Consider the following 20716-nt stretch of genomic DNA (forward strand, 5'->3'; position numbering starts at 1 on the left):
TTTCTAGACATTCAACGTCTTTAGCCATTGCACTGACTTAGCCACAAATAGGTTGCAATTGTCCACCGTTTTATTGCTGAAGGTGGCCTATTCTTTAACTACGAAGACATCAAAAAAATAATATAATCCAGTTGTTTCTTCGCAAAAATTAAAGGCACGCATTATTTTGAGGTCAGGAGGAAGGATGTGATGGAAAATAAAAAAGATTCGACAGCAACGTGTCGAATCCTTTTCGAATGTTATTTATTTTTTTCATTATAATTGCTACGTGCTACGAGCATAATCATGTAACAAAGAAGGCCGAATAAAAGTGAAATGAACAATGAGTGTAATAAAGCTACTGTTAAATTCAATCGAGTAAGGACTACTAACATACCTGCTAAAACTTGTAGAATAACGATGATGAAAGCAGTAATCCAGCCATAATAAATAACACGTTGTTGTTTGTATTCTTTTATAGCGTGCCAAGTTATGTATGTAATCCAAATGAAAATAATGATAGCTGCCAGTCGATGTCCCATTTGAACCCATTCGTACATATTGTTTGGTTGAGCAAAAGGTGTTTCATTGTAGCAAAATGGCCAGTCAGGACATACTAAACTAGAATCTGTATGTCGAACAAGTGCCCCTGTATAAACGACTAAATAAGAATAAATTGTGACAGCGATTGTATGCCAACGTAGCTTTTTCCCAATAAATACGTTATCTGCATCAAACTTTCGATCAACTTCAAATACAATCATAGAAAGAAGAAGAACGGCTGCAAAAGAAATAAGCGAGATTCCAAAATGCAGAGCTAGAATGAAGTCTCCTTGTCCCCATAATACTTGAGCTGCTCCAATAAGTGCCTGTGCAATTAAGAAGAACATCGATAAAAAACCTAAAAATTTTACTTCACGAATATGACCAAGTTTCCGCCATGTCCAAATTGTTAGAACGAGAATTGAGATGGATACGACTCCTGTAACAAGACGATGAGAGAATTCAATTAATACTTCTGTTGTAATTTCTTTTGGGATAAGAGAACCATTACAATCTGGCCAGTTTCGACCACAGCCCAAGCCACTATCGGTTTTTGTAACAAGTGCCCCGCCAAGTAAAATAAGGAGCATTCCCAGTGTAGCGGCAACAGCAAACCACTTCATATACCTGTTATGTTGCATAAAATGAGTCACCTACTTTATCTATCAATATTACATGAAAGTAATGTTTCTGCTACTAGATGATATCTAAAATACAATTAAAATACAACTTGTAAAGAGAAGGGAGTAATAGATGTCGATTCCATTTCACAAATTGTTCATAATTTCGTACTTTAACCTTCACAATTCATTTTAGAAAATGTTTTACTATAGATATGTTGTTTTTAATTATATTTCTAGACAAAGCTAATTTTTACAACTTCATCTAAATTTCACTAAACGTCTAGAAATCAATCGCAAATTTCGCTATAGTTATTGTTAGCGGAATATGCTTACAAAAATGAAAGGAGAGGTAACATGTCAAACGGTCGTACGTTATCGGCTACTAGAAACACTGATCCAGAATCAACATCTGTTGTAAAAGATTTCTTAGCTCTGATAAAAATTGGAATCGTTAACTCGAATCTTGTCACAACGTTTACAGGGATGTGGCTGGCATTTCAGTTTACTGGTAGACATTTCTTGCAAGAGCTTAATGTCATCGTTTGTATCATGCTGGGTGCGGCATTAATTATTGGCGGTTCTGGTGCAATGAATAATTTCATTGACCGAGATATTGATCCCATTATGAAACGAACGAAGTCAAGACCGACAGTTACAGGTAGATTTAAGCCGAATTTTGTATTGACCATTGCCCTCTCATTTTTAATTGTAGGTGAAATTTTGTTATTTACGGCATCATTTGCAGCCGGCATGTGGGGACTAGTAGGAATATTCGCTTATGTTGTTCTGTATTCAATGTGGTCAAAAAGAAAGCATGTTAGTAACACGATAGTCGGAAGTATTTCGGGGGCGATTCCACCTGTAATTGGATTTGCAGCTGTTGAACCTGCACTCGGCCCAGGAGCACTTGCTCTCTTTCTTATTATGTTTGCATGGCAACCACCGCATTTTTATGCGCTTGCTATGAAACGTACTGAAGAATATCGTGCAGCTAATATTCCAATGCTACCAGTAGTGAAAGGTTTTAAACGAACGAAGTACTCAATGTTTTTCTGGATTCTTTTATTATTCCCGTTACCGTTCCTATTACCTGAGCTTGGAATTGGATTTTTAGTGCTTGCGACTACTTTGAACTTAGGCTGGTTAATACTAGCTTTAAAGGGCTTTACCACAAAAGATGATATGAAATGGGCAAATAAAATGTTTATTTACTCATTGAATCATATGACGATCTTATTTGTGGCAATTATAATATTTGCGGTGTTCAGCTAAATTTAGGGATTCTTTCTTTCACAAGAATTCATATAGACAGAACCAATGTCCTAGGTACACATGAAAATACAACAAAGAAAGAGGGGTTTAATTAAGCTATGATGAAAGGGCTTAAAAAGTGGCGTCTTTTTTCACTTCTAGCAGTGATGATGGTTTTCCTTTCAGGTTGTGGTGAAGATTATATTTCTGCACTGAAACCATCTGGTCAAGTAGGTAAAGAACAATTCAACCTATTATTGTTGGCTACTGGAATTATGACGTTAGTTATAGTTGTAGTATCTGTTATCTATTTACTTGCATTCTTAAAGTTCCGCCGTTCAAAAGTAGGCGAAAATGTTATTCCTAAGCAAGTAGAAGGTAGTCACACACTTGAAGTAATTTGGACAGTTATTCCTATTATTTTATTATTAATCTTATCTGTACCGGTTGTTACAGCTACTTATAAATTTGCAGATGTTGCTGCAATGGACGAAGTAGATGAAGCAGGTAACAAAACGGCTCTAACAGTAAACGTAACTGCAAAATTATACTGGTGGGAGTTCGAATATCCTAACCAAGGGATTGTAACAGCTCAAGAATTAGTTGTACCAACAGGTCAAAAAGTTTACTTTAACTTAAAAGCTGCTGATGTTAAGCACTCATTCTGGATTCCCGCGATTGGCGGTAAAATGGATACGAACGTAGAAAACTTAAACAAATTCTACTTAGTATTTGATAAAGAATCAGCAGATCTTAAAGATGGCGTATTCTATGGTAAATGTGCTGAGCTATGTGGCCCTTCACACGCACTAATGGACTTTAAAGTAAAAACAGTTAGCCCAGAAGCATTCGATGCTTGGGTAGCAAACATGAAAGCAACTGAAGGACAAACTGCTTCTAAAGATTCAACTGATTTAGGTGAAGCAACATTTGCTAACAGCTGTTTAGCTTGTCACGCTGTATCTGGCGTAGGCGGTACTGGTGGCGTTGGTCCTAACTTAACTACATTCGGTGACCGTAACCGAGTTGCAGGTTTCTTAGACCATAATGAAGAAAGCTTAAAAGCATGGATTAAAAATCCAGGAGAATTCAAACCAGGTAACTTAATGATGAATCCTGAAGGTACTGCACCAGTTTATGGTGATTTAACTGATGAAGAAATTCAAGCTCTTGCAACTTACATCATGGGCTTATCAGTAGAGAAATAATTTTTGTTTATGTAACAAACTTTGAGGGAGGTAAAAGTTGTGAGCTCATATACACAGAAAAAGGGCTTTGGAGCAGCTGTCTGGGATTACATTACAACTGTTGACCATAAAAAGTTAGCTGTAATGTATTTATTAGCCGGTACATTGTTCTTCGCTATCGCTGGTTTTGAAGCGTTATTAATGCGTATTCAGTTAATGAAACCAAATAACGATTTCGTGTCAGCTGGTTTTTTCAATGAATTATTAACGATGCACGGAACAACAATGTTATTCCTTGCTGCGACTCCATTACTATTCGCATTTATGAACATGCTTGTACCATTACAAATTGGTGCACGTGACGTTGCATTCCCGTTCCTTAACTCGTTAGGGTTCTGGTTGTTCTTCCTAGGTGCTGTATTCCTTCACCTGTCATTCTTTATGGGTGGCGCTCCTGATGCGGGCTGGACATCTTATGCATCATTATCTTTATATTCTCCAGGTCATGGTATTGACTTCTATGTACTTGGTTTACAAATTTCAGGGGCAGGTACGTTAATTTCAGGTCTTAACTTTATCGTTACGATTATTACAATGCGTGCTCCAGGTATGACATTTATGCGTATGCCATTATTCACTTGGACTACATTAGTAGCAAGTGCATTAATCTTATTCGCATTCCCTCCATTAACAATTGGTTTATTAATGATGTTAGTTGACCGTATGTTCGGTGGTAACTTCTTTGACCATACAATGGGTGGTAACACAGTAATTTGGGAACACTTATTCTGGATCTTCGGACATCCAGAAGTATATATTTTAGTATTACCAGCTTTCGGTTTATTCTCGGAAATTATCCCAGCATTCTCTCGTAAGCGTCTATTCGGATACTCTTCAATGGTATTCGCAACAATTTTAATTGGTTTCCTAGGCTTCATGGTTTGGGCTCACCACATGTTCACAACTGGTCTTGGGCCAACTGCGAACGCAATCTTCGCTGTTGCAACAATGGCAATCGCCGTTCCAACAGGTATGAAAGTATTCAACTGGATCTTAACTATTTGGGGCGGATCTATTAAAGTTACGACACCAATGCTATATGCACTTGGTTTCATCCCGTCATTCGTTGCGGGTGGTGTTACTGGGGTAATGCAAGCATCTGCTCCACTTGACTACCAATTACACGATTCTTACTTTATCGTTGCTCACTTCCACTACGTAATCGTTGGTGGTATCGTTACGGCTTTATTCGGTTCAGCGCACTTCTACTGGCCAATTTTCTTCAACCGTATGTTAAACGAAGCGCTTGGTAAATTGACTTTCTGGGTATTCTTTATCGGATTCCATTTAACATTCTTCGTGCAACACTTCTTAGGTTTAATGGGTATGCCACGTCGCGTATTCACTTACATGGAAGGTCAAGGTTGGGATCAGTTCAACTATATTTCTACAATCGGTGCATTGATGATGGGCGTAGGGGTTATCTTAATGGTAATCAACTGCTTAATGTCTATCAAAGGTAAACCAGCAGGTCGCGATCCATGGGGCGACGGTCGTACTTTAGAATGGTCAATTCCACAACCAATTCCATTCTACAACTTCCGTCAAACACCACTTGTTCGTGGTCTAGATCCATGGTGGATTGAAAAGCAAGAAGGAAATAAAGAAGTAACATTTGCTGAGCCAATTGGTGATATTCATATGCCAAACAACTCTGCAATTCCATTCGTTATTTCTTTAGGTTTATTTATCGCAGCATTCGGTGCTCTTTATAATGCAGATGCTGATAAATCATGGTCAATTTATGTGTTAATTATCGGTCTTGCTATTACATTTGGTGCAATGATTGTCCGTTCTGTTAAAGACGATCACGGTTTCCACCTACACAAAGAAGACATTCTTGAAATTGAAGAACAACTTTACGGTAAAGGAGGAAATAAATAATGGATTACAATACTAAATTTACTCCTCATACTTGGCCAGACCATCCTGAACAAGCAACGATGGAAGGTAAAAATAAAATCGTTGGATTCTGGATTTTCCTTGCCTGTGAAGTTGTACTTTTCGCAAGTTTATTTGCTACTTATTTAGCACTTAAGAACAAAGGGCCAGCTGGCATGGAGTTCACAACACAAGGTTTATTTGAATTACCGTTAGCATTTGCTATGACGATGTTATTATTAACATCTTCACTAACTTCAGTTTATGCAATTTACCATATGCGTAATTTTAATTACAAAGGTATGCAAACTTGGTTAGCAATCACTTTACTTTTAGGTCTTGGCTTCCTTGCCCTAGAAATTTATGAGTTCCAACACTATGTGCATCTTGGTTTCACATTTGACCAATCTGCATTCGCAACTGCGTTCTATACGCTAGTAGGTACACACGGTTTCCACGTATCTTTAGGGTTAGTTTGGATTACAACTTTACTTATCCGTAACGCTAAACGTGGTCTTAACTTGTATAATGCACCTAAGTTCTTCGTGGCTGCCTTATACTGGCACTTTATTGACGTAGTTTGGGTATTTATCTTTACAGCAGTATACTTGATGGGAGTGATCGGATAATATGTCATCACATGATACACCTGTAGTTGCTAAGTCTCAAGCTCAATTTGAATATGATCGTCATCATAATGCCGTTCATATGCGTAAACAAGTAATCAACTTTGCGATTATGATTTTCTTAACATTTATCGCATTCGCTGTTGTTGCAGCTGGTTTTTCTAAATACTTTATAGCGCCATTTGTACTATTGCTTGCAAGCGTTCAAGTTGTCCTACAACTTTATGCTTTCATGCACTTAGAAGACAAAAAAACACACTTCGGTGGTGTGATTGCATTCTTTATGTGGATGGGAATATTAATCGCATTTACATTCTTCTTAGCATTTTTAACAATTATTTGGTGGTAATCACCAAAAATGAGCATGTTCTCTGCAATTTGCAGAGACGTGCTTTTTTCGTTTATAAACAGAAATTGATCGCTTGTAAATTGTTCACCGTTCGTTCATTGCAGTATAGCTGTAAGCGTTTTATAATGGGAGTACTGAAGTTTTGATTACGTCTCGGTATAAATAGGTCTTTATTTATAGTGTCTGCTTTTTAAATCTAGGACATGTGCCAGAGGCTTAACTTTGTTTGTAGAAGTTTGTTTCCAAAATAAGTAGAATGTTTTAGCGTGCATTACACTTTAGGTGTTAGCAATGTATGCTGAAATAAGGTAAAGGAGCGCTAATAGTATGCCACTTAGTATATTTGGTTTCCAAGCTTTATGGAGCCCGTATTTAATAGGGGTTCTCGTTTTTATAACAGCAATCTATTTTTTAGTGACAACGAAATGGCGTAAAGATTTTAAAGTCAGTGAGCCGCTGAAAAAAGGTGAAGCGATTTATTTCGTATTGGCAATGATTACGATTTATATTATAAAAGGCTCTCCAATAGATGTTATGGCTCATATCATGTTTACGATGCATATGGTGCAAATGGCTATTCTTTTATTACTTGTACCAATTTTCCTTATTAAGGGTATTCCTTGGTGGGTATGGAAAGTTGCAATTGAAGCGCCAGTTGTCAAATCATTATTTAAAGTGTTAACATTACCAGTGGTTGCGATATTTGTTTTTATTGGTCTATTTTCTTTCTATCATTTACCGTCAGTTTTAGACTACATTAAATTAAACGAGACGTTACATGGTACATATACTTTTGTATTATTTGTTTCTGCTGTGTTAATGTACTGGCCTTTAATTCAAAAAATGCCAAATAGCTCTGAAATGAAACCTTTGCATAAATTGGCTTACATTATTGCCAATGCGGTTTTAATTACACCTGCGTGTGCATTAATTATTTTCGCACCGAATGCGATGTATGAAACGTATACGAGTGGTGAAGCGTGGTTAAAGGCAATGGAGTTATGTGTGCCGGCCTCCACTTTATCTAGCTTGTCATTATCTGGACCAGAGCTATTTACAGATATGAAGCCTGTGGCGGATCAGCAACTTGGTGGAGTGCTTATGAAAATATTGCAAGAAATTATTTTTGGTGTATTAATCGGGGCTATCTTTACAAAATGGTATCGTTCTGAGCAAAAAGATCCTGATAAAATTACTGCCGATGCATTAAAAGCACACCAACAGAAATGGGAAAGAGAACAACATCAGCTTTAATAAGAAATTTATATTGTATAAGGGGTTTTGTGAATGGAATTGCAAATTTTGCCTACTATAAGTACATCATTTATCGTGATAAGTGCAGTACTTGTAGCAATTGGTTGGGGCTTAATTATAAAGGGAAAAGTAGAAGCGCATAAAAAAGTTATGTTAGCTGCTGGTGTTGCTGCACTTTGCTTCTTTATCATCTATGCTTCACGTACGATCTTTATTGGTAATACAGCGTTTGGTGGCGGTGAGGATTTAAAACCTTATTATACATTCTTTCTAATTTTCCACATTACTTTAGCAACTACTGGGGCAGTGTTTGGGATTGTTAGTATTATTTCAGGGTTAAAAATGAACATTAAGCTTCACAAACGCATTGGACCAATTACTAGTATTATTTGGTTTTTTGTAGCAGTCACAGGTGTAATGGTATACATGTTGTTATATATACTATTTGAACCAGGTGAAACAACGTCTGTTATTAAAGCAATTTTAGGATTTTAACGCAAAAATCTCCCTCCTTACTCTTTTGTAGGTGGGAGATTTTTTATAGAAGGCTGATTGAATAAAGATAGTGCTACGACAACAAGTAAAGGACCGATTAAAATACCGAGAAAACCAAATATTTTAAAGCCGACAAACATTGCGATAAAGGTGGAAAGTGATGAAAGCCCGATCTTGTCTCCAATAATTTTTGGTTCAATCATGCGTCGTATTAAGAAAAGAATGACTGTCAGCGCAATTAAGGCAATAGCAAAGACATAGTCACCTGTAAAAGCTTTGTAAATTGCCCAAGGTACTAGCAAAATAAACGAGTCTAAAAAGGGGATAATATCTAATACGACAAGTAAAAGTGCTAATATGAATGGAAAAGGTGTTTTTAACAAGTAAAATGCGATTAAGGCTACTGCAAAAATGCAAACACCCACGAGTAATTGTGCCTTCACAAAGCCGAATAATGCCACTTTCACTCGTTCCCCAATAAAGAGTATTTTTTGTTGGTAATGAAAGGGGATAGGAGTCAGAAGTTTTCGATTAATTGCAGGTAAATCTAAAAGCAACATATATAACACAATCCAATAAACGAAAATATCAAACAATTGATTTGGGATATGTGTCAGTATTGATGGCCAAACATTTATATTTGTTAATGAAAGGGCAAATTTTTCAATGGAAGAAAGTGCTCGTGCTATCATGAATTGAATTTGTGTTACAAGATCTAAAGGTAAATGATACGTATAGTTAGCTAGTTTAGATTGAATTTGAATCCAGAGCGCTGATAATTGGTTAAGGTAATCTGGAATATGAATAATAATCGATGAAAATTGTTTCCAGCTTATAAAGCCTACCAAAATACATAGTAATAGCGTTATGCAAAAAAATAATAACCAAAAAATGGAGACGATGATTTTTCGTTTTTTTCGAAAGCGTTTGCTCATTCGGATAATGAGAGGTTCTAATAATAATGCGGTTACATAGGCAAGAAGTATGGGAAAAGATAAGGATAAAAACCAAAGTATAATCAATCCTAAAGCGATAACGATTATTGGATGACGAAAAAAAGGTTGTTTAAGAAATTGTATCAAGAATCTCACCTACATCATTTGAAAGATATTGTTAGTATGAGAAGAAAAAATTTTTTTAGTCAAAATAAAAAAGACTGGACCACCAGTCTTTTCTTGATACATATCTATTTGTTATGACAAGCTCGCATTTTTAAAAGATTGTTGTCGCTTCGAGGCAACTCTATCGTTAATAAGATGCAAGTGGTGAAGGCATTGGCTTTCACAAGAATGTCGTCAGCGCTAATTATGCGTTAACAGGCTCCAATGCTTTTTTATTAGAAGGAGATTCAATTGCGAATGCTTCTAAGTCTAATCTTACTTTGTTTAAGATTTCGTCACATTTTTTGACAAGGTGAGCTGGGAAAACTTCATCTGCACCATACTCAACGCCATGTGGATAGTAGTATTTACCAAGAACTGGTTTCATTAATGTTAGAACTGCATCGTGTGCTCCAACATCACCAGATTGCGCATAGGCGAATACGCGTAGGTAGTAACGACCTTCACGAGTATCAAAACGACGGTCAAAAGTCATTCGTTCGTAATCCCAAGCACCGTCACATTCTAAACCATTTTTTTTCATAATGTTTTCAATCAGTTCTTGGTCAGCTGTTAAATTTTCAAGGTTAGTGTTCTCAAAATACATCTAATAATCCTCCTTTAGCTTTTTATACAAAGTATACGCTCATTTTTATAATAGAGCATATTCGACATTGTTGCAATGACAACATTGTGTCAACACGTTTACAATTGATATAATAACTTACAATAATGGTGAAGAAAAGGAGTCGTGTATGAAAGCTTTATTTCGCATTTTAATTGCCTGTGCAACAATTGCGTTTATCGGCTTTATGTTCTTTAATACTGCAAAAGAAAATGAGCCACTCGAAGGACCAAATGCCAATTCGAATATTATTCCAAAAACAGAGCTGGAGCAGCCAGATGTAGGTGCGATGTCCCGTCCGCAAAGTGGTATGTCGACATTCATTGGACAAGGAACTCAGATGATTGTAGAACAATACGGTGAACCAGCAAGAAAAGAACCTTCGTCATTTGGTTACGAATGGTGGGTTTATAACACAAGTGTGTCAACATTTTTTATGCTAGGTGTGCAAAATAATATCGTGACACAAGTATACATAGCCGGAGATAAGTTGGATGCTTCACCTTTTAAAATTGGTCAGAAGCGCGACGATATTTACCGAATGACAATTATTGACTATGAAGTAGCAGCGAATGTAGGAGAAAATATTTTCATTTTTTCTATGAGTGAAGAAGATATGCAGACAAGACTACTCGTTAAATTTGACGGGCTTTTTGCACAGCTTTATGTTGATAGCGAAACAGGTGAGCTACAAGGCGTTCGCTTTACAGATAGTGAGACGTTAGTACTACATCAGCCTTATGAAATGATTTATCAAGGTGAGCTTGTGAGTCCAACACCTCCATCCTCCTTTTTACAACAGGAAATTAATGAAGCAAGTGCTAGACAGCTTGATGATTTAATTAACGTCACGCGAGCTCATCACCATTTAGCGCCATTGGAACGTGATGAAAAATTAGAAGAAGTGGCAAAACTACACAGTGAAGATATGAAGGTACAAAATTTTTCTGGTCATGAATCACCAACGAACGGCGATTTAAAGAAACGTTTAGATGCACAGGGTATTGTTTTTAATAATGCGAATGAAAATCTAGCGACTGCGTACTTCGATGCTATTGAAGCAATGCATGGTTGGCAAAATTCACCTGAACATCGCAAAGTCATTTTAAATGATAAATATACGGTAGTAGGGTCAGGTGTCTTTTTAAATTACTATACCCAAATTTTTATGGAACCTACAAAGCAAAAGGATGACAGTGAGAAAGATGCAAGCGAAGAATCTGTTGAGAATTCCGATGAATAAGGTGCCAGTCACTCACACAATTTTAGAGAATGTCTTGATTACATCAAGACATTCTTTTTTTTGTATTTTTTGAAAACCCCTTGCTATGCGAGGGGTTCTAAAGAGCTTCTAGCTATGGACAAGAAAAAATCCCCAGCCGTACAATAAATTCAGGTCTGGTCAACCGACTTCGTACGAAAGGGGATCCAAATGGATAATAAAAGTTTAGCACACACAACATGGAATTGTAAGTATCACATCGTCTTTGCGCCAAAATATAGAAGGCAGATTATTTATGGACAAATTAAAGTAGATGTAGGTAGAATTCTTCGCCAGTTATGTGAAAGAAAAGGAGTAGAAATTATAGAAGCAACAGCCTGTCCTGATCATATTCATATGTTGGTAAGTATTCCACCAAAATTAAGTGTTTCATCGTTTGTGGGTTATTTGAAAGGGAAAAGTAGTTTAATGATATTCGACCGACATGCGAACCTGAAATACAAATATGGAAACAGGAAGTTTTGGTGTCGCGGATATTATGTAGATACAGTAGGAAGAAACAGAAAAATCATTCAGGAATATATAAAAAATCAATTACAAGAGGATATTCTTGAGGATCAAATGAGCATGAAAGAATTCATTGATCCATTTACAGGAGAAGAAATAAAAGCAAAAAAGCGAAAATGATAAAACCACTTTAGTGGTAGCGTGAAAACGGAGTGCGGTTGGCGGACCTTTCAGTGTGTCTTTAGACATGGGCCAGTACCCCAGCGTTTCACGCGTAGAGCAAACCACCAGTTAGACTGGTGGTTCTGATTGTGCTTAACACTTTCAAATTGAATGGTTTTTCTTTTTCGTCTAGGTTATAGCTTACAAGATTGCACCGTTTTTGGCACTTGGAGCCACCTGCATTTTTCGTCACACCGTTATAAAGGCCGTCATATGATAGAGAACTGAAAGGAGGAGAGACCTTGCAATTAGCTGAGCTATTGAAAGATTGGCCATGTAGTGTAACCGGTGGATCCATTCGTACAATAATTACTGGTGTTGAGGATTATGCACAGGCGGTGAAGCCTGGAGATATCTTTATTGTACGGAAAGGGAAAAGGACATCGGGCAGTCGTTTTGTCAAAGAAGCACTGGCAAGGGGTGCGGCGGCCGTTGTATCCGAGGAAAGTATTGCCATACCATTTAACGATCAAAATATCCCGTTTGTGTGGGTGCCCAATACGGCATTGTTTTTATCTTATGCAAGTGCAAAACTGGCCGCTTTTCCGGCAGAGGCATTATCAGTTATTGCCATTACAGGAACAAATGGAAAAACGACAGTGAGCCATTTTGTGAGCCAATTACTAGAAGCTGTACATAAAAATGTAGCAGTTATTGGAACAGTGGGCTTCTTTATTAATGGACAAAAACAACAAACTAAATATGAGCAATTAACAACACTGCAAGCAAAAGAGCTACATCCCATATTAAAACAATGTGTACGACAAGGTGTGACACACGTTGTGTTAGAAGCATCCTCAATGGGTTTGCAACAGCATCGATTAGATCATTGTGATATTGACTGTGGTGTATTTTTAAATTTATCAGAGGATCATTTAGAAGACCATGGGGGACTTGAAGCATATAAGCGTGCCAAAAAGAGGCTAGCAGATTTATCGAAAAAATTAGTGTTAAATGGCGATGATAATTTCTGTCGTTCCGTTGGTATTTACGATAAGAAAAAATCATGCTCATTCGGTTTTGACAATCACAATGATTTACATATCCAAATTGTGAGTGAATCCGTTGGAAAAACAGTTATCTGTCTGCAAACGACAGCAAGTGAGCACATCATCGCTATCCCCTTTGTTGGTAAATATCATGTACAAAATGCAGTAGCTGCACTAATGGCGGTGTGGCGTCTAGGTTTCTCCATTGATGAACTTGCTGAGCATATGTGGGCGCTAAAGCTTCCGGAGGGCAGACTTGAGCGAATTGATAACCCGCTTGGTATTGATGTATATGTAGACTACGCACATACAGCAGAAGCATTGCAGGCTGTACTACAAACTTTCGATAGTAAGAAGACCATTTATCTTGTATTTAGTTGTGGCGGTAATAGAGATAAGGCAAAACGATTTGCCATGGGGGCTGTGGCAAGTAAGTATGCAGATGTAATTTTTTTAACGACTGATAATCCGCGTGATGAGGACCCAATAGTCATTAATGAAAGTATTATTGCAGGTTTCTCTGAACAGCAATACTATGAAATTTTTTTGGATCGTAAAGTAGCGATACATCAGGCATTGGCAAAAGCACAAAAAGGGGATATTGTTCTTGTTGCCGGAAAAGGGCATGAACAAACGCAGCAAATAAAAAATCAAAAATTCCCTTTTTCCGACCAACAATGTATTAAAGATTATTTTTCAGAAGTTAAGACGGACGGCGCTGAATAACGAAGAAAGTAGCGGTAGCAATCGCCAGTTTACGCCCTGTCTCATCCTCGATATCACATTCCATAACTAGCGTTTGTCGCCCTTTATGAACAAAACGTCCTCGTGCGATTAACTCTTTATTGGTCGTGGTTGCTATATACGAAATGTTTAGATTAGTAGTCACAACATTAAAGCCTTCTGCAACAGAACGTGAAGCTAATCCTCCCATTGCTGCATCAGCGATTGTTGCAATAATGCCTCCATGTGGGACTTTAATAGTATTATGAATAACGGGCGTAATAGGTATTCGTACTTCACTCACTTCGGGTTTAAAGTTGCCTACCATATGTAAAGCGGCATTTATATAACGTCGATGTATGCCTTGTTGTTTATCGCGAATGCCATTGAGCAAGTGTAGCAATACTTCCTCATCCTCCGCTGTACTATGTTGTAAAATAGTAGCGAGTAATTCTTCAATTTGCCCTTTAGATGATGTACCCAATTATAAAACTCCTTTATTTAGAAATATCAATAATGTAAAATTACCATAAAATCTGTTATGATGGGAAATAGATTGGGGGAATTAAAATGATGATGACCTCTGAATGGGCAATCATTTTGGATGAGGCCGATGCGCTTTGTGAAATGATTCTTTCCTCTGAACCTGCGCATACGCTAAAGCTCGCGTATAATGCTGTCTATAGTGATACGCAATTAGTAGAAGCTATTTATGCATTTGGTCGCATGAAGGAGCAATACGAAGATGTACAACGTTTCGGAAAATATCATCCGGATTATCATACAATTATGAAATCGATTCGTCAGCAAAAGCGAGCACTCGATTTAAATGAAAAGATTTCAGCATTAAAGTTAGCTGAAAATGATTTTCAAGATTTGCTTGATGAAATAAGCTTGCTTATTGGTAAAACCGTATCGGAAGCAGTGAAAGTACCAGTTAGCAATCCGTTCTTTGCATCGAATTCTTCATGTGGAAGCGGTTGTGGCACAGGTGGCTCATGCTCTTGTTCAGCATAATTAAGCAGTGCGAATTAACATTGCTTCATGTCTAGACACAATACCTCTCGAGGTGTTGTGTCTTTTTTTGTGAAAATTTATAAAAGAATCCTTCTTTTTAGGAGGGAGGAGCAAATCATCTTATTTGTATATGATATTGGTTGATTGGGGCGCATGGAACGTAAAGCAACATGTTTTATTTCTATAAGTTCAAAAAGTACGTCAAAGCGACATCGCGCTATTTTTTTTGCAAGAAAAATTATATAGTAAGTGTGTAAGTAAAGTTGGAAAAAGGGGTCATGAAATGAAAATATATCGAATTGCTGTGATACCAGGAGATGGTATAGGGAAAGAAGTAGTGCCTGCCGCAATAGAAGTTTTAGATAAAATTGCACAATTAGATGGAAGCTTTAAATTTGAATGGACAACATTTCCTTGGGGGTGTGACTATTACTTAGAGACAGGTAAAATGATGCCTGATGATGGTATTGAAATATTACGAGGCTATGACCAAATTTTTTTAGGTGCAGTGGGTATGCCTGATTTAGTACCAGATCATATATCTTTGTGGGGCTTGCTGATTAAAATTCGTCGTGAAATGAAGCAGTCCATTAATGTCCGTCCAGCAAAGCTTTTACAGGGCTTACCATCGCCGTTGCGTAATCCAAATAACTTTGACTTTGTTGTTGTCCGTGAAAATTCAGAAGGGGAATATTCTGAGAGTGGTGGTCGTATGCATAGTGGGCAGGATGAAATCGCCATTCAAAATGCAATTTTTACGCGAAAAGGAACGGAACGGGCTATGCGATATGCCTTTGAAATGGCTAAAACACGTCGCCAGCATGTAACGAGTGCGACAAAATCGAATGGATTAACATACAGCATGCCTTTTTGGGATGATGTTTTTGCGGAAGTTGCAAAAGATTATACAACGATAGGACATACGACTAATCATATTGATGCATTAGCTGCCTTTTTAGTCATGAAACCAGAAAACTTTGATGTAATCGTTGCGTCCAATTTATTTGGTGATATTTTAACAGATTTAGGTGGCGCTATTATGGGAAGTATTGGCATTGCCCCGGCGGCTAACTTAAATATTGAACGCGACTATCCTTCGATGTTTGAACCGGTTCATGGGTCTGCACCTGATATTGCTGGAAAAGGAATTGCCAACCCACTTGGGCAAATATGGACAGGTAAAATGATGCTTGATTTTTTAGGCCATCAAGAACTCGGCAGTAAGGTGTTAAATGCAATGGAAGCTACTTTAGCTCAAGGCATAAAAACGGGAGATTTAGGAGGAACGGCTACAATGAGAGAGGTAACGGATGCAATTTTAAATCAGTTATCATAAGCGTAACTAAAAAAATTTAAGGAACAGAGGAAAGGTGTTCATAAATTTTTGCTATATGGAGAACTTAGCTATCTAGTTGTTGGTAACGGAGACGGTGAATCCTGCTCAGAACGCACACAGCGTAAGACGCTGGCATTTTGCGCGTTAGCGAGGATTGCAGCTTACTGTGCTGAGCGGAAAACACCGTCGAAGCGGACAACAACGGCGCAGCAAAAAAGGTGTTAGATTGACTGCCATCAATCTAACACCTTTTCTCTTTTGTCCCAGATTCTTTTTGTCTTTAGTCATGTTGTACTAGTAATTCAACTGCGATATCAGGGCGATCGGTAATAATACCTTTTGCGCCGTTATGGATTAATTTATTCATAGTCACTAAATCGTTAATTGTCCAATAATGAACTGGAATATTTAAGTTGTTTAAAAACTGAATAAACTTTGGTGAATCGAGTGACACGACACCTGACTTTGGAGGAATTTGGAATACATCTACTTTTGGATGATATAAATGTCCGAATTGACTTGAGAATGAAGCGAATGCTTTGCGAACATCTGACTCACCTGCGCCAAGTGCGACTTGATTTTGTGCATATAAATTAAAACGGTCAATCTGTTCACCATAGAAGCTAGTGACAACAACTCGATCCTCTACGCCTAATTCTTCTATTAAACGCCATAGTTTTGAAGGCATTAAACTACCTTCATACGTATCTGGTGCATCTTTAATATCAATATTGATTAACATATTTGGATAGCTTTCTAGCAGTTCACGTAGTGTAACAACGTCAACTTTTGTATCCCGATAAGGATATTCGCCTGCTAAATTCTCGAACTGATAACCATGATTTAATGCGTTTATTTCTTCTAATGTCATTTCTGATACTGCACCATAACCTTCAGTTGTACGGTCTACGGTAGCATCATGGAAGACGATAATTTCTTCGTCTTTTGTTAAGCGAATGTCTATTTCAAAGCCGTCTACACCTAGTTGTGCCGATTTTTCAAAAGCAAGCATTGTATGCTCGGGTTCTAAATGTGCTCCGCCGCGATGTGCCAAAATAATCGGGCGATCAAATTGTAATGCTTGTTTCCCTTCACGCTGTTGAGGTTTAGAAATAGCTTTACTACCTGCCCAAGCAGCTGCGCTGGCTGCTGCTATTGCAATAGCTATCTTCGTTTTCTTACCCATATTCGTCCTCCTTAACAATCAAATTAATATAAAAGGTGCTGGCGAATTCACTTGCAATGTTTAAGCTAAAGCACTTTTATCTAGCATGAGAGAATGTAAATCTGTCGATAAACGCGCTATGCTTTTCCATTATAACGGAAAAATGAGCGTTCTGTCAGCTAAACTCTGTTGCTATCATTTTCCGGTCTATGGTATGCTTTTATGTAAGAAATGAGGGAAAACTATATGAACGAACGACAAGGGCTAATCGTTTACGTCCATCAATTAAAACATGCGAAATCACTTCGAAAATATGGTCATGTTCATTACATTTCTCGTAAGCAAAAGTATGTAGTACTGTATTGCGATCGAGAGGACATTGAAATGATGACAATAAAATTACAACGCCTTCCATTTGTGAAAGACGTTGTGGAATCTTATCGTCCCTTCGTTAAAACTGAGTTCGAAAATGCAAAGCCGGATAAAGCGAAGGAATATGACTATAAAACGGGCCTATAACATTAATTTAATGCTGGGATATAGTGATGTAGTCTCATTATTCCAATTAAGTATTGATAAAATAGTTTTGGCTCCGAAAATATAGATGAGTGCTTTATTTCTACAACAACCGCTTTTCGACCCAGTTGTTCAATACTTTCTTCGAACATGATTTGACGCTTTGAAGGCTTGTCCTCTTGAAATGGAATTCCTTCGCGACAAATATAAATCGGCATGAATTTACTTTCTCCGACTGGTTTTAAAGCAATAGCTAAAGAAGCAACCTGTTTATCTTCTTTTGTAGACGTTAGTATAAAGGCTTGGTGAAAGCGACCTTGATTTGTTTTAATAATTTCAAGTAGTTCATAAACATCGCCATAGCCTTCTCCTAATTCTATAAATTGTTGTGGCATATATATTGCACATCCTTTCCAATACACATAGTATCATGCTGCGGGAGGTCAAGCACATGAAATTTGCAATGAGTTTCTTTACAATTTTAGTATTAGTCGTTACAGGTGTGTTGTTTTTCCAATATCAGGCATATTCTTCTGATTTAGAATCAGGAAACGGTGGTCCATTCCACTATTCTCAAGAAATTGAGATTGTGTATCGTGAAAATAGTCTTGATATTCGTCATCATTTTAAAAATTTACCAAATCAAAAGGTGAAAATTAAATGGCCGGACGATGCAACAAACCCAACATGTTTTATCGAGAATGAAAATAGTTGTAAACGTTTATCAGAGGAAGCATCCTATTTTGCTAAAGGCGAAACAAAATCACAATCTGTTTCATACATAATCCCTATTGAGGGCGGACTGAAAGACAAAATGCTTCTTCAAAATGTATTTGCTACTTTAACGAATGGCGAAGTATCTTATTCTGTCATTCATATTTCAACAGATAGTAAAACTGTTGGTCAATGGATTACAGGTTTACCTTTAGTAGGTCAGCAACAATTATCACTTGTTAACTATACGATGTTTAGTGGAAACGGTGCAGTGAGTGATATTTATTGGCAGGCTGGTAATTTAAAGGCACAAGAACAGACGCCTGTTTTAACAATTTATGCACAGCAGGCAATTTCAAACGATTTCTTAAAATCACTTGAAAATATCAAGTTTTTAAATGATGAGCACATAGCGATTATTCAAGAGAAAAATCCTGTTGCCCAACATGATGAACGTTTATTATTTTTACCGACGCTAACACCTCAAGCGGTGGAGCAGGAAGTGATTCTTTCCCAAATTCAATCGCAATATACATTTGAAAATTCACCGGCATGGTTAGCGGAAGTTGTGGCATCCTATTTAGTGAAGGATTCAATTGGCTCAGATAAGTCAAAGGCAATTGTGAAGACATTAAAAGAGTACATGACGTCAGATCAACAGGTGGCATGGAAAGATGCGATGCACAATCTTGGACAAGAGCCGATATCGCCGGTTTCAATGGACAAGCTATTATCAACGGTATTGAATGCAAAAACTACGTATTTCCAATTGAATGCAAGCCAAGAAAATGGTACGTATCCATTATTATTGGAAGATGAGCGTAGTATTTATGTAGATGGCACAATTAAAAAAGATGTTCATGTTATTTTATATGAGGGTCAAGTATTATACAGTGCTGATACATTGCTACCATACCTAGGTTATACAGCTAGTGAAGGGAAAAACGGCTATTATGTAAATAGTGATAATCGAACATTCCGTTTCCCAAAAGAATCTGGATTTTACGTGTTCAATCAACGTAGATATTCCACAATCTCTGATCCAATTATAAAAATTGTGGATCATTATTATGTAGAAGAAGCTTGGTTACAACGTCTATTTTTAGTAGAACTACAAAAAAGTGATGGTCGTATTCAAGTGTTAACACAAGAACAAGAATAATTTTTTGCAGCGGAGGATGTCTTTCGCTGCAAAAATGCTTTCTATATGTAGCAGAAAGTACGGTGAATTACATCTATGAGAGTAGTAGCAGGAGAACGCAAAGGAATGCCCCTAAAGGCTGTTGCGGGGAGTACAACAAGACCTACAACAGACAAGGTAAAAGAATCCATCTTTAATATAATCGGTCCCTTTTTTGATGGAGGAACAGCACTCGATTTATTTGCTGGAAGTGGCGGTTTAGGAATTGAATCGCTTAGTCGAGGTGTAGAACATGCTGTCTTCATTGAAAAAGACGTAAAAGCCTATCAGGTATTACAGGAAAATATCAAGAAGTGTCGTTATGAAGATTGTTCAGAGCTTTTTCGCATTGATGCAAAGCGTGCTGTGAAAGCGCTGTTAAAGCGTGATATTACATTTAATCTTGTATTTTTAGATCCGCCTTATCATCATAAAGAATACTATGATTTAGTACAGGTGCTTGTCGAGCATGATAAAGTACAACGCAATGGTATTATTTTATGTGAACATGCAAAAGAGGTAGAATTGCCTTCTAGCTTTGGTGCTTTTCTATTACAGAGACAAGAAACATATGGCGGAACGATTATTTCGGTTTATCGTTGTGCTGGGGAAGAGGGAGAGTAGGTTGGAGAAAGTTGCTGTTGTTCCTGGAAGTTTTGATCCTGTTACATTTGGTCATTTAGATATTATCAAGCGTGCTGCAGATGTTTTTGATGTGGTTTATGTGGCAGTGTTAAACAATTCATCCAAGCATCCATTATTTTCTGTAGATGAACGGATGTCATTAATGGCGGAAGTTACAAAGGACTTGCCAAATGTCAGAATTGAGAGTTCATCTGGTCTTCTGATTGACTATGCAAAAGAAAAGAATGCGAAAGCCATTGTTCGTGGATTACGAGCAGTTTCGGATTTTGAATACGAAATGCAAATTACTTCGATGAACCGTTTTCTAGATGAAACGATTGAAACATTTTTTATTATGACAAAAAATCAATATTCGTTCTTAAGCTCTAGCATTGTTAAAGAGGTAGCGAAATACGGAAGCGATGTCCGTGAGTTGGTTCCAGCTTGTGTTGAACGAGCTTTAAAGGAAAAATATGGTTTTGCTAAATAATCTGTAGACTATAGACGGACTTGAAAAAATTCGAGTCC

22 protein-coding genes are annotated in these 20716 nt (G+C 37.4%); 16 read left to right on the forward strand and 6 right to left on the reverse strand.

Annotation, left to right across the window (positions count from 1 at the left end; translation table 11 throughout):
- Nucleotides 1-239: 239 nt before the first annotated feature.
- Nucleotides 240-1163: a COX15/CtaA family protein gene (locus tag T479_RS04150; RefSeq protein ID WP_024362178.1), complete on the reverse strand. Its 924-nt coding sequence runs from the start codon at nucleotides 1161-1163 to the stop codon at nucleotides 240-242.
- Between the two features lie 336 nt (nucleotides 1164-1499).
- Between T479_RS04150 and cyoE the strand changes: the two genes are divergently transcribed.
- The 7 genes from cyoE (at nucleotide 1500) to T479_RS04185 (ending at nucleotide 8248) form a co-directional block, all read left to right on the forward strand.
- Nucleotides 1500-2417 carry a heme o synthase gene (gene cyoE / locus T479_RS04155; protein ID WP_024362177.1) on the forward strand — a complete coding sequence of 306 codons (918 nt, stop codon included), beginning with the start codon at nucleotides 1500-1502 and terminating at the stop codon, nucleotides 2415-2417.
- Between the two features lie 98 nt (nucleotides 2418-2515).
- Nucleotides 2516-3604, forward strand: coding sequence for a cytochrome c oxidase subunit II (gene coxB, locus T479_RS04160; protein WP_024362176.1), 1089 nt, complete (start codon nucleotides 2516-2518; stop codon nucleotides 3602-3604).
- A gap of 39 nt (nucleotides 3605-3643) precedes the next feature.
- On the forward strand, nucleotides 3644-5527 hold the full coding sequence (ctaD, locus tag T479_RS04165) for a cytochrome c oxidase subunit I (RefSeq protein WP_024362175.1): 1884 nt from the start codon (nucleotides 3644-3646) through the stop codon (nucleotides 5525-5527).
- Nucleotides 5527-6153, forward strand: a complete 627-nt coding sequence (locus T479_RS04170; protein WP_024362174.1) for a cytochrome c oxidase subunit 3 — start codon at nucleotides 5527-5529, stop codon at nucleotides 6151-6153. Before ctaD ends, T479_RS04170 begins: the two co-directional genes overlap by 1 nt.
- Nucleotide 6154: 1 nt before the next feature.
- Nucleotides 6155-6499, forward strand: a complete 345-nt coding sequence (locus tag T479_RS04175) for a cytochrome C oxidase subunit IV family protein (RefSeq protein WP_024362173.1) — start codon at nucleotides 6155-6157, stop codon at nucleotides 6497-6499.
- Nucleotides 6500-6826: 327 nt separating this feature from the next.
- Nucleotides 6827-7753: a cytochrome c oxidase assembly factor CtaG gene (gene ctaG, locus T479_RS04180; protein ID WP_025218742.1), complete on the forward strand. Its 927-nt coding sequence runs from the start codon at nucleotides 6827-6829 to the stop codon at nucleotides 7751-7753.
- Between the two features lie 33 nt (nucleotides 7754-7786).
- Nucleotides 7787-8248: a DUF420 domain-containing protein gene (locus T479_RS04185; protein WP_024362171.1), complete on the forward strand. Its 462-nt coding sequence runs from the start codon at nucleotides 7787-7789 to the stop codon at nucleotides 8246-8248.
- Between the two features lie 17 nt (nucleotides 8249-8265).
- Here T479_RS04185 and ytvI read toward each other — a convergent pair whose 3' ends face one another.
- Together ytvI and T479_RS04195 are read right to left on the reverse strand one after the other, a co-directional pair.
- Nucleotides 8266-9330: a sporulation integral membrane protein YtvI gene (ytvI, locus tag T479_RS04190; RefSeq protein ID WP_081769858.1), complete on the reverse strand. Its 1065-nt coding sequence runs from the start codon at nucleotides 9328-9330 to the stop codon at nucleotides 8266-8268.
- 223 nt (nucleotides 9331-9553) lie between these two features.
- The gene (locus T479_RS04195) at nucleotides 9554-9955 is read right to left on the reverse strand and encodes a YugN family protein (RefSeq protein WP_024362169.1); all 402 of its coding nucleotides are present in this window, start codon (nucleotides 9953-9955) and stop codon (nucleotides 9554-9556) included.
- Nucleotides 9956-10103: 148 nt separating this feature from the next.
- Between T479_RS04195 and T479_RS04200 the strand changes: the two genes are divergently transcribed.
- From T479_RS04200 to T479_RS04210, 3 genes are all read left to right on the forward strand, one after another.
- Complete coding sequence (locus tag T479_RS04200) at nucleotides 10104-11216, forward strand: CAP domain-containing protein (RefSeq protein ID WP_024362168.1); 1113 nt, start codon at nucleotides 10104-10106, stop codon at nucleotides 11214-11216.
- Between the two features lie 189 nt (nucleotides 11217-11405).
- Complete coding sequence (gene tnpA / locus T479_RS04205; protein ID WP_024364892.1) at nucleotides 11406-11882, forward strand: IS200/IS605 family transposase; 477 nt, start codon at nucleotides 11406-11408, stop codon at nucleotides 11880-11882.
- 284 nt (nucleotides 11883-12166) lie between these two features.
- The gene (locus T479_RS04210) at nucleotides 12167-13639 is read left to right on the forward strand and encodes a UDP-N-acetylmuramoyl-L-alanyl-D-glutamate--2,6-diaminopimelate ligase (RefSeq protein ID WP_025218744.1); all 1473 of its coding nucleotides are present in this window, start codon (nucleotides 12167-12169) and stop codon (nucleotides 13637-13639) included.
- Here the strand turns inward: T479_RS04210 and T479_RS04215 are convergent.
- Nucleotides 13617-14120 (reverse strand): PaaI family thioesterase, encoded by a 504-nt coding sequence (locus T479_RS04215; protein WP_025218745.1) that lies wholly within the window; start codon nucleotides 14118-14120, stop codon nucleotides 13617-13619. The two genes, T479_RS04210 and T479_RS04215, sit on opposite strands and share 23 nt — an antisense overlap.
- An 86-nt stretch (nucleotides 14121-14206) precedes the next feature.
- On the opposite strand from T479_RS04215, the gene T479_RS04220 reads away from it, so the two are divergent.
- A complete protein-coding gene (locus T479_RS04220) occupies nucleotides 14207-14653 on the forward strand; it encodes a YlbF/YmcA family competence regulator (protein WP_024362165.1) in 447 nt (148 codons plus the stop codon).
- A gap of 283 nt (nucleotides 14654-14936) precedes the next feature.
- Nucleotides 14937-15989: a tartrate dehydrogenase gene (locus T479_RS04225; RefSeq protein WP_025218746.1), complete on the forward strand. Its 1053-nt coding sequence runs from the start codon at nucleotides 14937-14939 to the stop codon at nucleotides 15987-15989.
- A gap of 280 nt (nucleotides 15990-16269) precedes the next feature.
- On the opposite strand, the gene T479_RS04230 is transcribed toward T479_RS04225, so the two are convergent.
- Complete coding sequence (locus T479_RS04230; protein WP_025218747.1) at nucleotides 16270-17175, reverse strand: glycerophosphodiester phosphodiesterase family protein; 906 nt, start codon at nucleotides 17173-17175, stop codon at nucleotides 16270-16272.
- A 225-nt stretch (nucleotides 17176-17400) separates the two neighbouring features.
- Here T479_RS04230 and T479_RS04235 point away from each other — a divergent pair, with 225 nt between their 5' ends.
- Nucleotides 17401-17673 carry a YlbG family protein gene (locus T479_RS04235; RefSeq protein WP_024362162.1) on the forward strand — a complete coding sequence of 91 codons (273 nt, stop codon included), beginning with the start codon at nucleotides 17401-17403 and terminating at the stop codon, nucleotides 17671-17673.
- Nucleotides 17674-17675: 2 nt separating this feature from the next.
- Here T479_RS04235 and T479_RS04240 read toward each other — a convergent pair whose 3' ends face one another.
- Complete coding sequence (locus T479_RS04240) at nucleotides 17676-18065, reverse strand: DUF7147 family protein (RefSeq protein WP_025218748.1); 390 nt, start codon at nucleotides 18063-18065, stop codon at nucleotides 17676-17678.
- 56 nt (nucleotides 18066-18121) lie between these two features.
- On the opposite strand from T479_RS04240, the gene T479_RS04245 reads away from it, so the two are divergent.
- The 3 genes from T479_RS04245 to coaD all read left to right on the forward strand — a co-directional run bounded on the left by T479_RS04245 (nucleotide 18122) and on the right by coaD (nucleotide 20678).
- A complete protein-coding gene (locus T479_RS04245; RefSeq protein ID WP_025218749.1) occupies nucleotides 18122-19546 on the forward strand; it encodes a hypothetical protein in 1425 nt (474 codons plus the stop codon).
- A 75-nt stretch (nucleotides 19547-19621) separates the two neighbouring features.
- A complete protein-coding gene (gene rsmD, locus T479_RS04250) occupies nucleotides 19622-20188 on the forward strand; it encodes a 16S rRNA (guanine(966)-N(2))-methyltransferase RsmD (protein WP_024362159.1) in 567 nt (188 codons plus the stop codon).
- Nucleotides 20136-20678, forward strand: coding sequence for a pantetheine-phosphate adenylyltransferase (gene coaD, locus T479_RS04255; protein ID WP_052599454.1), 543 nt, complete (start codon nucleotides 20136-20138; stop codon nucleotides 20676-20678). Before rsmD ends, coaD begins: the two co-directional genes overlap by 53 nt.
- The last annotated feature ends 38 nt before the right edge of the window (nucleotides 20679-20716 follow it).

This window comes from Lysinibacillus sphaericus, assembly GCF_000600105.1.
Classification (GTDB): Bacteria; Bacillota; Bacilli; order Bacillales_A; family Planococcaceae; genus Lysinibacillus; species Lysinibacillus sphaericus.

Excerpts from the sequence above, each read along its gene's own strand:
- T479_RS04150 (WP_024362178.1), bottom strand. The coding sequence starts at position 1,163 with ATGCAACATAACAGGTATATGAAGTGGTTTGCTGTTGCCGCTACACTG.
- cyoE (WP_024362177.1), top strand. The coding sequence starts at position 1,500 with ATGTCAAACGGTCGTACGTTATCGGCTACTAGAAACACTGATCCAGAA.
- coxB (WP_024362176.1), top strand. The coding sequence starts at position 2,516 with ATGATGAAAGGGCTTAAAAAGTGGCGTCTTTTTTCACTTCTAGCAGTG.
- T479_RS04170 (WP_024362174.1), top strand. The coding sequence starts at position 5,527 with ATGGATTACAATACTAAATTTACTCCTCATACTTGGCCAGACCATCCT.
- T479_RS04175 (WP_024362173.1), top strand. The coding sequence starts at position 6,155 with ATGTCATCACATGATACACCTGTAGTTGCTAAGTCTCAAGCTCAATTT.
- ctaG (WP_025218742.1), top strand. The coding sequence starts at position 6,827 with ATGCCACTTAGTATATTTGGTTTCCAAGCTTTATGGAGCCCGTATTTA.
- T479_RS04185 (WP_024362171.1), top strand. The coding sequence starts at position 7,787 with ATGGAATTGCAAATTTTGCCTACTATAAGTACATCATTTATCGTGATA.
- T479_RS04195 (WP_024362169.1), bottom strand. The coding sequence starts at position 9,955 with ATGTATTTTGAGAACACTAACCTTGAAAATTTAACAGCTGACCAAGAA.
- T479_RS04200 (WP_024362168.1), top strand. The coding sequence starts at position 10,104 with ATGAAAGCTTTATTTCGCATTTTAATTGCCTGTGCAACAATTGCGTTT.
- tnpA (WP_024364892.1), top strand. The coding sequence starts at position 11,406 with ATGGATAATAAAAGTTTAGCACACACAACATGGAATTGTAAGTATCAC.
- T479_RS04220 (WP_024362165.1), top strand. The coding sequence starts at position 14,207 with ATGATGATGACCTCTGAATGGGCAATCATTTTGGATGAGGCCGATGCG.
- T479_RS04225 (WP_025218746.1), top strand. The coding sequence starts at position 14,937 with ATGAAAATATATCGAATTGCTGTGATACCAGGAGATGGTATAGGGAAA.
- T479_RS04230 (WP_025218747.1), bottom strand. The coding sequence starts at position 17,175 with ATGGGTAAGAAAACGAAGATAGCTATTGCAATAGCAGCAGCCAGCGCA.
- T479_RS04235 (WP_024362162.1), top strand. The coding sequence starts at position 17,401 with ATGAACGAACGACAAGGGCTAATCGTTTACGTCCATCAATTAAAACAT.
- T479_RS04240 (WP_025218748.1), bottom strand. The coding sequence starts at position 18,065 with ATGCCACAACAATTTATAGAATTAGGAGAAGGCTATGGCGATGTTTAT.
- T479_RS04245 (WP_025218749.1), top strand. The coding sequence starts at position 18,122 with ATGAAATTTGCAATGAGTTTCTTTACAATTTTAGTATTAGTCGTTACA.
- rsmD (WP_024362159.1), top strand. The coding sequence starts at position 19,622 with ATGAGAGTAGTAGCAGGAGAACGCAAAGGAATGCCCCTAAAGGCTGTT.
- coaD (WP_052599454.1), top strand. The coding sequence starts at position 20,136 with ATGGCGGAACGATTATTTCGGTTTATCGTTGTGCTGGGGAAGAGGGAG.